Below are 14,132 nucleotides of genomic sequence, written 5' to 3'. Positions count from 1 at the left end.
CGTCCGGATGATGAACCCCCCGGCTGTGCCATTGGCCTGCCGGTTGTTATTACGCTTTACCGGCAAGCCGGGTTTTTTTGGTCTGGACTTCGTTTGCACTGCTTGCGCAGGGTTACGCACTCCATCCCCCTGCCTGAGCGGAATCAGTTTTCTTTCAGCTCCGTAACCGCGCCGAACTCCGTCAGCGGGGCGGAAAACAGGTTTTCGTCGCCGACTACAAGAATTTTCGCGCTTTCCGGGTTCAGCCGCTGCGCGGCATCGAGCACGCCGGTTTTTGTCACTGCACCGATACTGGCGGCGTATTTTTCCGGGTAATCCGGCGGGTAGCCGAAATAAGCGAGCCTGATGCGTTCCCTCAGCGCGGCTATCGGCGAGGCGAACTGGAAAATGCAGGAGCTGACAAGATTGTTCTTGGCGCGGGCCAGTTCCTCATCCGATACCCCGGCCCGGCCGATCATGTCCAGCTGGGCGAGAACCGCTTTTATTGTTTCCGGCACGGTTTTGTTTTTCGTGCCGGCGTATACCAGCAGCGCGCCGCCGCGCTCGAATTCAAGAGTTTCGCCGAACACTGAATAGGCCAGCCCGCGTTTTGTTCTCACTTCCTCGAACAGGCGCGAGCTCATGCCATAGCCGCCCAGGATCTGATTGAGCACCTGCCAGGCGTACTGGTCGGGGCTGTTGCGTTGCGGGCCGGCCTGAACGACCACTACGGGCGCGTTGGCGACCGGTTTTTTTATATAAAACACATGCCGCGTCCCGGAAGAAGACGGCGCGGGCGCCTCCGGCGGCGGAACGGCTTTGCCGCCCCAGCCGGAGAACAGCAGGGACAGCAGGGCGGCCATTTCGGCCGGATCGAAATCACCCGCGACGGCGATTGCCGTTCCGTCCGGCCTGAAATAACGTTCGTGAAAGGCTTTTAGGTCTGCGGCGCTGACAGCGTTTATCGTGTCAGGCTCCTCGCGCCGGCCGTAAGGGCTGTCCGGCCCGAAATAAGCGCGCTGCGCTTCCCGCAGCGCCAGTGTTTTCGGATTATTGTTGCGGCGGCGCAGGGTTTCGAGCAGAACGCCGCGTTCGGTTTCAACTTTTTCCGGTTCGAACGCGGGAGCCTGAATGATTTCCGCGAACAGGGCCAGCGTTTCCGCCGCGTAGGGCGCGAGCGCGAACATGCTGATTTCCGCGTATTCACTTGTCATGGCGATCTCGATGCCGGAGCCGCTGAATTCCAGCCGCTCGTTCAGTTCGTCCGCGCCGGTTTTTTTTGTGCCGCCGGCCCGCATGGAAGCCGCCGCCAGCCGGGCAAGCCCGGTTTTGCCGGGCGGATCGTGGAGGCTGCCTGTCCGCACCAGCGCACAGGCCCGCACGACCGGCAGCGTGCTGTCGCGCAAAAGCCGGATATCAAGCCCGTTGGGCAGCCTGATCCGTTCGCCCTGCGGCGGAGTGAACGAAAGCGGTTTCGGAGCCGGTAGTTTCGGCGGCTCGGCTCCGAGCGGGACCGCCAGCGCGGCCAAAGCCAGAACCGCGGCGGCGGACAGGAGCGGTTTTAAAACGCGGGTCATCGGGCTGCCTTCTTGCCGGGTTCGTTCTCAATCCAGGCGACGCTGCGGTTTTCCGGCTTGAAACAGCGTTTTGCGGCGCGCATGATGTCTTGCGGGGCAACCTGTTCAAGCCGCGCGAGAAATTTCCATTGAAAGGCCCAGTCGCCAAAGATGCTTTCGCTCATGCCGAGCAGCCGCGACATTCCGCTGTTGTTTTCCATGGTTTTCACCAGATCCGCCTTGTGCCGGTTGAGTGCTTTTGTTATTTCCGTCTGCGGAGCCGGAATGGTTTTGAGCCTGTCCAGCTCGTCGTAAACGGCCGCCTCCACTTCGGCGGCGGTATGCGGCGCGCGCGGCGCCGCCGCGAGATAAAACAGGCTGGCTTCCCGGCTTCCGGGAAAAGAGGGCGTGCAGGAAACAGCCGCGGCGAGCTGCTTGTTTTCCACCATGTTTTTATAAAGCCGCGAGGTCCGCCCGGCGCACAGAAGCGAACTGATAAGGGCGAGGGCCGGCGCGTCTTCTGAAAACATATCGGGCCTGTTAAAGGCGATGCGCAGGGCTGGCGCGGACGGAAAAGCAAGCGCGTTGCGGTGTTCGCCGTCGCGGAGGGGTTCTTTGGTGAGAGTGCGGTCCGGCAACGGCCGGGGTTCGATATCACCGAAATATTTTCCGGCGAGAATTTTAACCTCCTCGGCGTTAACGTCGCCCACGATGGCGATGGTGGCGTTGTTGGGGCCGTAATAGGTTCGGAAAAATTCTTCCGCCTGCGGGCGCAGCAGGCGCGCCACGTCGCTTTCCCAGCCGATTATCGGATTGCGGTATGGGCTGGCCGAAAACGCCGCCGACATAAGCGCGTAGTACAGCCTGCTTTCGGGGTTGGACTGGTTGATGCGCAGTTCCTCCAGCACCACGTCCCGCTCGCTGTAGAATTCGCGCAGAACGGGATTTTTAAAGCGGTCGGATTCCAGTATCATCCAGTCTTCCACCCTGTTTGCCGGAAGCGACACCGTGTACCAGGTAACGTCCGGCGAGGTGAACGCGTTCAGGCCGTACGCGCCGATGCCGGAGTAGATTTTCTGCATTTCATTGCTTGTAATGTATTGCCCGGCCTCCCGCTCAAGCTCGTTCAGCCGCCCGCGCAGCGCGGCCAGTTTCGCGGGCTGCGCGCCGGGCCGGGCCGCCTCGTCGTTTAACCGGGCGGCGAGTTCGTCCATGCGGGGCATTAGGGCCGCTTCGGCCCGATAGTTTTTTGTGCCGGTTCCGCGGGTGCCTTTAAAAATCATGTGTTCGAACAGGTGCGCCAGTCCCGTCCGCCCGGAAGGGTTGTCTATCGAGCCGGCCCGGAAAAACACTTTAAAGGAAACCGCAGGCGAAACGTGATTTTCCAGCACCAGCAGCGTCAGCCCGTTCTTGTAAACGGTTTTTGTCACGGGAGGCAGCGTTTGCGCGGACCGGACTGCGGCGCCGTGCTGCTTCGCGGACGGCGGTTCCTCCGCGAACGCCAGACGCGGCTGCGGCAGGAGCAAAGCGGACAGCAAAACGAGCGGTTTGAAATAAGGCATCATCAGCAATGTTACAATTTTTCCCGGACAGGACGGAACGCGCGGGAGGAAATATAGTATCATAATCGAAACAGCCGTTTTCTGTCCGGAGGCTTAATGCAAGAGCGTGATGAAAACAATTTAAATACCGACGAAACGGCGCAGCAGCCGCCGGATTGCGCCGTGGAATCGGAAGACAATGTTGCCGAACCGGTTGCGGCCGAACCGGTTTCCGCCGGGCAGGAGGGAGGCGGCAGCCGGCAGGTTCTGAAATGGCTTAAAATCGCCAGCCTGCTGTTTCTGCTGTCGGTGCTTTGCGGAGTTGAGGTTATTATGAGTGCCGGGAAACGAGCCGGCTCGGCGGATCGGGACGGCAAACTCTCCTCGCTCGGCAAAGACGGGGTCGCCTGGGTTACCGTGCGCGGAGTGATCAGTTCCTCGCGCAGCGATTCGCCTTTTGAAAAAGGCACGGGCAACGTGTCGCGCGTGCTGCGCACCATGGCGGACAAGGATAACGTGAAGGCGATCGTGCTCGACATAAACACGCCCGGCGGTTCGGTGGGCGCCGTGCAGGAGATCTATGACGCGGTGCTTTACGCCAAAAACGTCAAGAAAAAACCGATAGTCGCCATGTTCCGCGACGTTTCCGCCAGCGGCGGCTACTATATCGCCGCTCCGGCCGACAGAATCATCGCCCAGCCCGGCACGCTTACCGGCTCGATCGGAGTAATATTCAGCCTGGGCAACTTTAAAGGACTGTTTGAGAAGATCGGCGTGCGCATGGAAGCGGTAAAAAGCGGCAAGTTCAAGGATATCGGGTCGCCTTACCGGGAGCTGTCGTCAGAGGAACGCGCGATGTTTCAGGCGATAGTGGACGACACCTACCAGCAGTTTTACACCGCGGTCAAGAGCGGGCGCGGTCTGCCGGACGACAGGCTCGCGGGGTTGTGCGACGGCCGTATTTTCACCGGCCGGCAGGCGCTTGCCAACGGGCTGGTTGATCAGCTCGGCGGCGAAACCGAAGCGCGCCGCGCGGCCGGCAAGCTGGCGGGGCTGGGTGACAGCCCGAAAATCATCCGCAATCAGGATCCGTGGGACAGCGTGCGCGAGCTCCTCAATATGGAGGCGAAATCCTCCGCCGCCGGCGCCTTGAAGACGTTTGCCGATTTCAGTTCGCCTTCCGCGGCGTATCTGTGGGTCTACTGAAATGAACGCCGTATTTGCCGATGTGAGGGATTTTATCGTTGCTCCGAACGAGACCGTAGCCCGGCTGGTCAGCCGGCGCAGGTACGCGCCGGCGTTTTTCGGGTACGGAGCGGCGGCCGCTGCGATTTACATGTGGGGGCTGATTTCCGCGCCGGAATCCGTTACCGCCGCGGGCGCATTGCTTACGCTGGCGGTGCTGTTCGTGTTTTACGCGTTTAAAGGGTTTGTCTATGCGGCATTGGCGCATGCGGCGCTGTCGTTTCTGGGCGCCCGCGGAAGCGCGGCGGGCCTGTTCATCATTATGGGGATTACGGAAGTCGCGGCGGTTTTGCTTGTGCCGCTGGGGCTGATAGCGGCGGCCGCCAGTCTTAAAGGCGTGGCGCTGGGCGGGCTGTTTTATTTTGCGATGCTGGTGCTGCAGTTTTATATGCTGACCGTGTTTATCCGGCAGTCTTACGCGACTTCAACCGGGCGCGCATTGACCGCGCTGTTCACTCCCGTCGCGTTGCTGCTTGGCCTGGCTTTTGCGCTGCTTGCCGTTCTGATCGCGCTTGCGATAGCGGGGGTCGTGTCGCTGCTGGCCTGATGAAGAATAATGAAATAGCCGATATTCTGCGCGAGATGTCGCTTCTGCTGGAGCTGGACGGGGCGAACCTTTTTTCTATTGACGAATGGCGGCGCGCGGCGCGCATTGCCGGCTCGTCCGAGGTTTCACTGTGCGGGCTTGCGCCGGCCCGGCTGGCCGAAATCAGGGGGTTAAGCCCGCTTGTCGCCGGCAGTATAGCGGAAATTTGCCGCAGCGGAGTGTGCGACCCGCTGGCCGCGCTGCGTTCGAAATACCCCTACGGCATCTGCTCGCTGCTCAAAATACACGGTATCGGGCCGGGCCGCGCCAAACAGCTTTACTACAATCTCGGAATAAAATCGCCTGAGGAATTGAAAGAGGCGCTTGTGTCCGGCGCGCTCAACGGAGCCGACGGGTTCGGGCCCAACGCACTGCGCGCGATCGCGCAGGGGCTTTCGCTCCGGCTGAAATCCGAAGGGCGGCTTTTATGGTTTCATGCGTGGGAGCTGGCTGGTAAGGCGGCGGATTTCGCTGTCCGGTGCGGCGCGGCGCGGGCTGTTGTGTGCGGCGGAGTGCGCGCCGGGCTTGAGTCGGTTGAGAAAATCGTGCTGGCTATCACGGCGGCGGAACCGGAAAAGGTTTTTTCGCGGTTCAGCGATTTCGAGGAAACCGCGCTTCTGCCCGACCAGCTGCAAACCCGCAGGCTGTACCGCCTTAAGGGTGAAATTGACTGCGAGCTCGTGCTCGCGCCGCCGGCCGCTTTGCCTTTCGTGACCTTGTTTGAAACCGGTAGCGCGCAGCATCTGGCCGGGCTGAAAAAAATCGCCGGGGGGCGCGGGCTGGAACTGGGGCCGAACGGACTGCGCCGTTGCCCGGATCGGGCCGAGGTTGCGTGCGGCTCGGAAGAAGATATTTACGCCGCGCTGGGCCTTGAATTCGTGCCGCCCGAACTGCGCGCCGGAGCCGGCGAGCTGGAACTGGCCTCCCGCCGCGCTCTGCCGCAGCTGCTCACCCGCGCCGACATACTGGGCGAGTTTCATAACCACACGCTTTTTTCCGACGGATCCTGCCCGCTGGAAAGCATGCTCGCGCGCGCCGCCGCCGAGCGTTACAGCTGGGTTTTTCTTGGCGACCATTCGCGCGAGGTGCGGGTTACCCGCGGGCTGGATTACGACGGGTTTCTTGAAACCAAAGCCGCGCTCGCGCTTGCCGCGCGGCAGTTCCCGGGCCTGCGCGCGGCGCGTTCGCTGGAGGTGGAAATTTATAACGACGGGCGCATAGAATTCAGTCCGGACCAGCTGAAGAACATTCCGTTTGCGGTGGCATCGGTTCATTCCGGGTTTGAGATGGATCCGGAACGCATGACCCAGCGCCTTGTGCGGGCCGCCGGCGCGCAGGGAGTTGACGCTATCGCCCACCCTACCGGGCGCATCATAGGCCGCCGGCCCGGCTATTCGTTCGATTTTGATTGCGTCGCCTCCGCGTGCGTTGCGCACGGCACCGCTCTGGAAATAAACGCCCAGCCTGACCGGCAGGACCTCTGCCCCGAACAAGTGCGCGCCGCTAAAAAACTCGGCTGCAGGTTCATTATTTCGACCGACGCGCATTCCTCTCACGATCTGCGGTTCATCATGCAGGGCGTGACTATCGCGCGGCGCGCGGGCCTGACCCGCAGTGATGTGCTTAACACGCTTGCTTTCGATGAAATTTCCGTTGTGACCGGGAAAACTGCCTGAAGCAGTGCCGGCCCGCCAGTATTTCAGCGGCCTGCCCTGCGTAACCGCCGCCGAAATGCGCGCGATTGACTGCCTTGCTGTCGGAAAATATGACATTCCAACCGCAAAAACGCCGGGCGCGCCATAGCGGAGGCGTGATTGCGCCGGAGCCGGAGTCCGTTCCTCTTACGGTATTTTGCGGCCCCGGCAATAACGGGGGCGACGGGTTGGTTTGTCTGCGGCGTCTGCGTGCCTGCGGGCGGGTTGTGCGGGCGGGGTTGCTGTCGCAGCGCGGCCTGCGTTGCGTCGGCATGGTTTACTGTGCCCGGCATGGGTTTTCCTGCTGCGGAGGTCAGCCGCGTTCTCGGATGAGCCGCGCTATTTTGCCGGACAGGATTAACAGGTGCTCCCTGAATTTCGGCTGTTTGGTTTCCAGCAGCGGCAGGAGTGTTTTGCGCACCCAGTTGCGGGTGAAATCCTCGCAGTCGTTGGACTCGTCAGTCCGGTAATCCAGACCGTTATGTTTTAGGTATAGCATTATTTCCGCGCGGGTCACGCACAGCAGCGGGCGCACCAGTTCCGCCGAGCAGTTTTTGAGTTTGCGCCTTAGCGGTATGCCGGTCAGGCCCTGGGGGCTGGTGCCGCGCAGGAGGTTAAGCAGAACCGTTTCCGCGTTATCGTCGAGGTGGTGCCCCGTGGCGATTTTATTGCAGCGCAGTTCTTTCGCGGCTTGCGCGAGCAGTTCGTAGCGCAGATTCCGGGCTGCGTGCTCCGTGCTTAATTTTTCCCTGCGCGCGTAAGCCTTCACCGCCGCTTTTTTCACGACACAGTCCAGCCGGAGGGTTCTGGCGAACGACGCGGCAAATTTTTCGTCCGCTTTGGCGCCGCCGCGCAGGCCGTGGTTGACGTGGCAGAGCGCGACGGAAAACCCCCGCCTGCCCGCCAGATGGCTGAGAAAATGGGCGAGGCAGACCGAATCTGGCCCGGAGGAAAACGCGACCAGCACCCGGTCGCCGGGGACGACGAGCGTGTTGTCGCGGCTGAAGGTCTGCATGCGGCCCCACACGCGGGCGTTGAAGTTGCGTTTGAGCATATCTTATGGTACCGAAAATAGCGGCGGCGGGCAACGCCGTTGCGCGTTACGGGTTTAGCGGCAGAAACTCTTCGCGCACAGCGGCGGTGACGGTTTTGTTGTAGGGGCAGGCCTGCTGGCAAAGGTCGCAGCCCTGCGCGCGGCCGTTGAGCAGGGCCAGAATGTCGCCGGGAATTGCGGAGGTCTGGGCCGTGGTCCAGTAGGACAGGCAGCGCGCGGGGTTGATGGTTCCGTCACGCAGCGCGCCGGTCGGGCAGGCGGTTTCGCATAGCCGGCAGTCGCCGCAGGCCTGTTGAGGGAGCGGCCGCTCCGCGTATTCGAGCGCGGTGTGCAGCGCGATTCCGCCTATGAAAAAATAAGATCCGTGCCCCGGCCTTATAACCAGCGTGTTGCGGCCCGCAAACCCCAGACCCGCGCGCACGGCGAGCGCTTTTTCAAAAACGGGCGAGGTGTCAACGAAAACGCGTCCGGCGGTTTTGGGCGCGAACGCGCGGATTTCCGCAAGGGTTTGCTTGAGCAGTTTTTTTACCGTCGCATGGTAATCGGCCGAGAGCGCGTAACGCGCTATTGTAACCGGATCGCCCGGCGGAGGCGGCGGCAGCGGTTTCGCGCCGCGCCTGGCCTTCAGCGCTTCCCAGCGCGCGCGCGGCATGGTGTTTGTGTTTTGCCCGAGCGCGCTGTTATGATACTGAAACAGCATGACAAGCACGGTTTTGGCGGGCGCGCTCCAGCTGCGGATGTCGGCCCGCTCCCGAGGCCTGCGGGCCAGATACTCCAGCCCGGGCGGCAGGCCCGCGGCGATACAGGCGCGCAGGCGCGCCAGTTCCGGCTCCAGCGGCTGCGCGGGAACCAAAGCCGCCGCGGAAGAATATTTCAGAGCCGCGTCAATGATTTGCTGCGGTAAATCGCGCCCGTTTCCCATGCGCAGAACTCCGTGCGGAACAGTTTGAAAAATTCATGCGCCAGCGTGTCAGCCTGCACGGCGCGGCCCAGAATCTGTTTAACCGTGACCGCGGTTCCGAGTCCGCGCGGCAGGGTGTTGTTTAGGTTAACGCCGATGCCGACCACTATCCAGTCCGGCTGACTTGCCGTCGCGGCCGATTCCGCTATTATGCCGCATATTTTCAGGTACTTTTTTTTGCCGGGATGCCAGGCCAGCACGTCGTTGGGCGGTTTGACCTTGGTCTTCAGTCCGAAAACCCGGGCCAGCGCAAGGCTTGCTGTCCGGGCCACGGTAACACTCAGGGCGGGCAGTTCGTGCACGGGCGCTTCGGTTTTGAGCGCGAGGGTCATGTACAGGCCGCCGGGCTCCGATGCCCAGGGGTCGCCGCGCCGGCCGCGTCCGGCGGACTGGGAACCGGCTATAATCAGCACCGGCCAGTCCGCGCCGGCTTCGATCAGCGCGCGTCCGGCTGTCTGGGTGCTGTCCGTCTGCTCGAGATACACGAGAGTGCGTATTCCGGGCGGGGTGTCTTTAAGGTGGATCGCTTTGTCTGGTGTGGTCATTGTTTTCGGCCGCGTGCCTGCCGCGCTCCTTTTTTCGAGGGTGAAAATTTTACCGCCAGCTCCTTCAGTTCGAACAGCCGGTCGCGCAGGGCGGCGGCGGTTTCAAAATCCAGATTGTCGGCCGCCTGCCGCATCTGGGCCTCGACCGCCTTCATCAGGGCCGGCAGCGCGCGGGGCGGCGGCAGTTCGCCGGAACCAGCGCCGTGCAGTATTTTAAGGCCCGACTGTTTCGCCTCCAGCTGGAATTCCTTTAAAGTCGCGGAGGCCTTTATAATGGAAGCGGGTGTTATGTTGTGCGCCCGGTTGTACGCCTGCTGTTTTTCGCGCCGCCGGTTCATTTCGGAGAGCGCGCGGGCCATCGAGCCGGTAATCCGGTCGGCGTACAGGATCACTTCGCCGCCCGCGTTTCTGGCGGCCCGGCCGGAAATCTGGATGAGAGTGGTTTCGCTTCTTAAAAAACCTTCGTTGTCCGCGCCCAGAATGGCCACCAGCCCCACTTCGGGAATATCCAGCCCTTCGCGCAGCAGATTGATGCCTACGAGCGCGTCAAACTCCCCGTCGCGGAACTGCTTGAGAATTTCCACGCGCTTTAGCGTGTCAAGATCGGAATGCAGATACTGCGCCTTTATGCCTTTCCCGGTGAAAAATTCCGCCAGATCCTCCGCCGTTTTTTTTGTGAGCGACAGGACCAGCGTGCGCTGCCCGTGCTTTGTTTTTTCGGCGATTTTCGCGCTTAAATGCGCGATCTGGCCTCTGCTCGGCTGGACGGTTACGGGCGGATCAACCAGCCCGGTCGGGCGGATGATCAGTTCCACTATGCTGTCGGTTTCGGTGTACAGCCGCCCGCCCTCCGCGCTTTTGGAAACGCTGCTGCCCGCCTGCTTCAGTTCGTAGGGGCCGGGTGTGGCGGACACGAAAACTGTCTGCGGCATAAGCTGCTCAAACTCGTCGAATTTAAGCGGCCGGTTGTCGAGCGCGGACGGGAGGCGGAACCCGAAATCAACCAGCGTCCGCTTGCGCGCGCGGTCGCCTTCGTACATCCCGCGCACCTGCGGCACGGTGACGTGGCTCTCGTCTATAAAAAGCAGGAATTTGTTGTTTTCGCCGCCGGGCTTTTCCTGCCGGGCGTAAAAATAATCCATCAGGCACAGCGGTCGCGCTCCGGGCGGGCGGCCGGAAATGTGGCGCGAATAGTTTTCCACGCCTGAACAGTAGCCTGCCTGCGCGAGCATTTCCAGGTCGTATTTCGTGCGTTGCTCAAGCCGCTGCGCCTCCAGCGGTTTGTTGCGGGCCCGCAGATCCGCCAGGGTCTCTTTCAGTTCCGTTTCTATGGCGCCGAGCGCGGCGTTCATTTCCGTATCCGTTGACACGAAGTGCTTGCCCGGGTAGACCCACGCTTCATCAAGTTTTTTCAGTATGTCGCCGGTCAGCGGTTGCAGTTCGCAGATGGTTTTTACGGCTACCCCGTCCAGCTCAACGCGGACGGCGGTCTGCGAGTACGGCGGAAAAATGTCAATGGCTCCGCCGCGCGCGCGGAAGGAGCCCTGTTCGAAAGATACGTCGTTGCGGCTGTAGCGGATGCGCGTCAGCCGCGCGGTCAGCTGCGCGCGCGACATGGTCATCCCGGTTTTCAGATAAACGCACAGCTCTTCAAAATTTTTCGGCGACCCTATGTTGTAGATGCAGGAAACCGAGGCTACCACAATCGTGTCCGGCCGCGACAGCAGTGAGGTGGTGGCTTTCAGGCGCAGCTTGTCAATATGGTCATTAATATCGGCGTCTTTTTCGATATAGGTGTCGGTCTGGGGCAGGTAGGCTTCCGGCTGGTAATAATCGTAATAGGAAATGAAATATTCGACCGCGTTGTCAGGAAAGTACGACTTGAATTCCGCGTACAGCTGCGCCGCCAGCACCTTGTTGGGCGAGATGACAAGCGCGGGCCGCTGCGTGCGCGCGATCAGCTGCGCCATCGTGTAGGTTTTGCCGGAGCCGGTTACGCCCAGAAGCACCTGCCGCTGCTCGCCGGCCTCGATATTGCGGCACAGCGCGTCCAGCGCGGCGGGCTGGTCGCCCGACGGCTCAAACGGAGCCTGAAGCCTGAATATGCCCATTCATAAAGTATATAAAATAAAAGTCCCGCCTCTTAACAGAGGCGGGACAGGACGGCAGGACAGGATCGGTTCCGGTTATTCCACGCCAAGCAGTTCCACGTCAAACTGAAGCGTCGCGTTGGGGGGAATAACTCCGCCCGCTCCGCGCGTGCCGTAGCCCAGGCTCGCCGGGATGGTGAGTTTGCGCTTTCCGCCCACGCGCATGGTCATTACGCCTTCATCCCAGCCTTTTATCACCTGGCCCACGCCGATAACGAACCGGAACGGTTCGCCGCGTTTGACGGAACTGTCGAAAATCTTGCCGTCCTCGAAATAGCCCGTATAGTGCACGGTTACGGTTTTGCCTTTTTCCGGCATGGCGCCATCGCCGGTTAATTCGTCTTTGTACCTGAGTCCGGTGGGTGTTTCGCGTTCCTGATTTTCTGTCACGTTTCCTCCGGCCGCGCATGCGGCGCGCGGCATAATGGATTGTATACGTCATGGTACAAAATTTCACCGGGTTTTGCGGAAGGCCATGTGCGCCGGAGAAAAAAATGCGAAAATAGACAATATGCCCCGATCCCGGCCGGTTCTGACCTCGTTCAGCCGCTACAGATTGCGCCGCGCCCGCGCGCTTGCGCTGGACCTGTGCGCCCGGCTGGCCGGGTTTCTGCCGCTGGCGGTCTGCGCGCTGTTCTGGGCTGACCGGGTTTTCGCGCTTTCCCGGTCTGTCCGCATGGCGCTGCTGGTTTTTGTTTCCGCCGGGGGACTGGCGCTCGCGGGCCGGGCGGTTGGCGCGGGCCTGCGCGGACTGGCGGACGGCGCGCTTGCGCGCGATGTGGCGAGCCGCATTCCCGCGCTCGGCAATTATCTGGCTTCCGCTGTCAGCCTTGTAAAACACGGACTGCGCGGGCCGGTGTCGGCGGAGCTGGCGCAGGCGCATATCCGCGTCACGGACCGGTTGCTGAAAGAGCATGAAGCCGAGCCGGTGTTTCCTTTGCGGGTCACCCGCGGCGCGGCTGTTTTGCTGTGCTGCGGTTTTATCTGCGGCGCGGCAACCGCGCCGTTTGCACTGCGAGACCCGGATTGCCTGATGCGGGCGCTGGCGCCCGTGAAAATCATCCCCGCGGAAACCTATTTCGAAATCCGGCCCGGCGATATCGCCGTGCCGCGCGGCGCGCCTGTCGCCATAACGGTTCTTGATAAAACCGGTTCGGGCCGGGTGCCCGTGCTGGAACTGAAAGCGGAACGCGGGCCGTGGCTTGCCGGGCATTTTTCCGCGCGCGGCGGCGTTTTTTTCGCGGCTCTGGAGCGGGTGACCGAGCCGGTTTATTATCGCGTGCGCTGGCGGGATCTGGCAAGCCGGGCGTATCTTGTGTCGCCGCGTGATTATCCCGCGCTGACCGGAGTGACCGCGCGGATCTTTCCGCCCAGCTACAGCGGCCGCGCCGCCTATGAGGAGGCCGCGCCGGAGGGCGCGCAGGCACTGCGCGCGAGCCGGGTGACAGTTTCCGGCAAAACCGCGCAACCGCTTTCCCGGGCGGAACTGGTGCGCGCCGTTTCGTCCGGCGGGTCTTCATTATTGCAGCCGCCGGTCATGCTGACGCGCGGGCGCGGCGGGGTGTATTCCGCCTCGTTCCCGCTTCAGGGCGATACCGAGTTCTGGTTCCGGCTGGTTTCGGCTGACGGCTGGGCCGATCCGGCCCCGTTCAAGTATTCCTTGCGCGCGGCGCCTGATAACCCGCCGGCGGCGGCGGTGCTGTCGCCTTCCTATGAAACCGAAAGCTCGCCGGGCGATACGGTGCCGGTGGTTTACGAGGCGGCGGACGATATAGGGCTGCTGGCCCTGTCCGTTGATTATGAAACCGTTATAAACGGAGCCGCCGTGCCGGAGCTTTCCGGTTCGCGAGTGATCCGGCGGTACCGTCCGCCCGGCCCCGTCCGCCAGCTGGGCGACACGGTGCTGAGCCTGGCCGGCTATCCGGACGGCGCGCGTGTTAATTTGACAGTTTCCGCGTTCGACGGCTCCGGCGCGGCCGGGAAAAGCGCGCCTTCCGTTATTATAGTGCGTGATTATGCGGCCCGCCACATCCGCGCCGAAGCGGGTATGATGGCAGTTGAACGGGGCCTGCTGGAACTGGCGCGCAGTTACGCCGAAACGGCGGACGCGCTGGCCGGGTCAACGGCGGCGTTCACGAACATGACTGACCGGTCGCTCGCCCGGCAGTGGCGCGAACTGGCGGCGGAGTTTGACGGGCTGCTTGCGGTTTCCGAAAGCGACGCCTATCTTAATGACGGGGTGAGGCAGGAACTGCGGTCGCTGTCGGCCAAGCGGGAATATCTGGGCGGGACGGAGGCCGGACGGTTTGCCCGGTCCGCCAGAAACGGCGAGCCGGGCGCGCCGCAAACCGCCCGCGTGCTCGCGCGGGAGCTTGGCCGGATGGCGAAAAGCGTGGCGGCGCAGCGGAAATTCCAGTTTTACAAGGATTTCGAAAACGCCGCGTATAACATGTCCGACACGCAGGACAGTCTGGAAAACGTTTTAAAAGACTTCGCCAAAAACGGCGGCGCGGGCGCGACGCGGCAGGAATGGGCGCAGCTGGAAAGCAATCTCGCGCAGATCCAGCGGCAGCTTGACGAACTGAACGCGCTTATCTCATCCATGCCCGACCTGCGCGAGGTAAACGGGCAGGACGAGCGCAGGCTCCATTATGTACCGGTTGCCAAAGCGAAGGATCTGGCGGCCCGGCTCATGCAGGCTCTGAAGGAGCGCGATTTCAAGAAGGCTGCGGGGCTTGCGGCGGAACTTTCGGAACAGCTGGGCCGGATGCGCAAAGCGTTTGAAGAAGCCGCGGGCGATTATGCGGACAGCGGCGAAGAC

The 14,132-nt window shown here is 62.0% G+C and carries 11 protein-coding genes; 4 read left to right on the top strand and 7 right to left on the bottom strand.

The window, feature by feature from the left end:
* Positions 1-143 precede the first annotated feature (143 nt).
* Both PHW69_04285 and PHW69_04280 read right to left on the bottom strand, forming a co-directional pair.
* On the bottom strand, positions 144-1,556 hold the full coding sequence (locus tag PHW69_04285) for a pitrilysin family protein (protein MDD4004405.1): 1,413 nt from the start codon (positions 1,554-1,556) through the stop codon (positions 144-146).
* Positions 1,553-3,160, bottom strand: a complete 1,608-nt coding sequence (locus PHW69_04280) for a pitrilysin family protein (protein MDD4004404.1) — start codon at positions 3,158-3,160, stop codon at positions 1,553-1,555. The genes PHW69_04285 and PHW69_04280 overlap by 4 nt, the downstream gene beginning before the upstream one ends.
* Positions 3,161-3,193: 33 nt before the next feature.
* On the opposite strand from PHW69_04280, the gene sppA reads away from it, so the two are divergent.
* The 3 genes from sppA to PHW69_04265 are packed head-to-tail and all read left to right on the top strand — an operon-like array spanning position 3,194 to position 6,583.
* Positions 3,194-4,282, top strand: a complete 1,089-nt coding sequence (gene sppA / locus PHW69_04275) for a signal peptide peptidase SppA (GenBank protein MDD4004403.1) — start codon at positions 3,194-3,196, stop codon at positions 4,280-4,282.
* Between the two features lies 1 nt (position 4,283).
* A complete protein-coding gene (locus tag PHW69_04270) occupies positions 4,284-4,868 on the top strand; it encodes a hypothetical protein (GenBank protein MDD4004402.1) in 585 nt (194 codons plus the stop codon).
* Entirely contained in the window at positions 4,868-6,583 is a 1,716-nt protein-coding gene (locus PHW69_04265; GenBank protein MDD4004401.1) for a hypothetical protein, read from the top strand. The genes PHW69_04270 and PHW69_04265 overlap by 1 nt, the downstream gene beginning before the upstream one ends.
* A gap of 331 nt (positions 6,584-6,914) precedes the next feature.
* On the opposite strand, the gene tilS is transcribed toward PHW69_04265, so the two are convergent.
* The 5 genes from tilS to PHW69_04240 all read right to left on the bottom strand — a co-directional run bounded on the left by tilS (position 6,915) and on the right by PHW69_04240 (position 11,701).
* On the bottom strand, positions 6,915-7,655 hold the full coding sequence (gene tilS, locus PHW69_04260; protein ID MDD4004400.1) for a tRNA lysidine(34) synthetase TilS: 741 nt from the start codon (positions 7,653-7,655) through the stop codon (positions 6,915-6,917).
* Between the two features lie 46 nt (positions 7,656-7,701).
* Entirely contained in the window at positions 7,702-8,577 is an 876-nt protein-coding gene (locus tag PHW69_04255) for a DUF1730 domain-containing protein (protein ID MDD4004399.1), read from the bottom strand.
* Positions 8,529-9,161, bottom strand: a complete 633-nt coding sequence (locus tag PHW69_04250; protein MDD4004398.1) for a biotin--[acetyl-CoA-carboxylase] ligase — start codon at positions 9,159-9,161, stop codon at positions 8,529-8,531. Before PHW69_04250 ends, PHW69_04255 begins: the two co-directional genes overlap by 49 nt.
* Positions 9,158-11,272 (bottom strand): excinuclease ABC subunit UvrB, encoded by a 2,115-nt coding sequence (gene uvrB, locus PHW69_04245; protein MDD4004397.1) that lies wholly within the window; start codon positions 11,270-11,272, stop codon positions 9,158-9,160. Before uvrB ends, PHW69_04250 begins: the two co-directional genes overlap by 4 nt.
* A gap of 75 nt (positions 11,273-11,347) precedes the next feature.
* Positions 11,348-11,701, bottom strand: coding sequence for an FKBP-type peptidyl-prolyl cis-trans isomerase (locus tag PHW69_04240; GenBank protein ID MDD4004396.1), 354 nt, complete (start codon positions 11,699-11,701; stop codon positions 11,348-11,350).
* 121 nt (positions 11,702-11,822) lie between these two features.
* Between PHW69_04240 and PHW69_04235 the strand changes: the two genes are divergently transcribed.
* Positions 11,823-14,132, top strand: a 2,310-nt coding sequence (locus tag PHW69_04235; protein MDD4004395.1) for a hypothetical protein, incomplete at its 3' end; no start/stop codon positions are given.

This window comes from Elusimicrobiaceae bacterium, from assembly GCA_028700325.1.
Classification (GTDB): domain Bacteria; phylum Elusimicrobiota; class Elusimicrobia; order Elusimicrobiales; family Elusimicrobiaceae; genus JAQVSV01.
This window is presented reverse-complemented; position numbering and strand designations above follow the sequence as displayed.

What these genes read in the sequence shown, in the direction of transcription:
- PHW69_04285 (MDD4004405.1), bottom strand. Translation starts at nt 1,556, where the DNA reads ATGACCCGCGTTTTAAAACCGCTCCTGTCCGCCGCCGCGGTTCTGGCT.
- PHW69_04280 (MDD4004404.1), bottom strand. Translation starts at nt 3,160, where the DNA reads ATGATACTATATTTCCTCCCGCGCGTTCCGTCCTGTCCGGGAAAAATT.
- sppA (MDD4004403.1), top strand. Translation starts at nt 3,194, where the DNA reads ATGCAAGAGCGTGATGAAAACAATTTAAATACCGACGAAACGGCGCAG.
- PHW69_04270 (MDD4004402.1), top strand. Translation starts at nt 4,284, where the DNA reads ATGAACGCCGTATTTGCCGATGTGAGGGATTTTATCGTTGCTCCGAAC.
- PHW69_04265 (MDD4004401.1), top strand. Translation starts at nt 4,868, where the DNA reads ATGAAGAATAATGAAATAGCCGATATTCTGCGCGAGATGTCGCTTCTG.
- tilS (MDD4004400.1), bottom strand. Translation starts at nt 7,655, where the DNA reads ATGCTCAAACGCAACTTCAACGCCCGCGTGTGGGGCCGCATGCAGACC.
- PHW69_04255 (MDD4004399.1), bottom strand. Translation starts at nt 8,577, where the DNA reads ATGGGAAACGGGCGCGATTTACCGCAGCAAATCATTGACGCGGCTCTG.
- PHW69_04250 (MDD4004398.1), bottom strand. Translation starts at nt 9,161, where the DNA reads ATGACCACACCAGACAAAGCGATCCACCTTAAAGACACCCCGCCCGGA.
- uvrB (MDD4004397.1), bottom strand. Translation starts at nt 11,272, where the DNA reads ATGGGCATATTCAGGCTTCAGGCTCCGTTTGAGCCGTCGGGCGACCAG.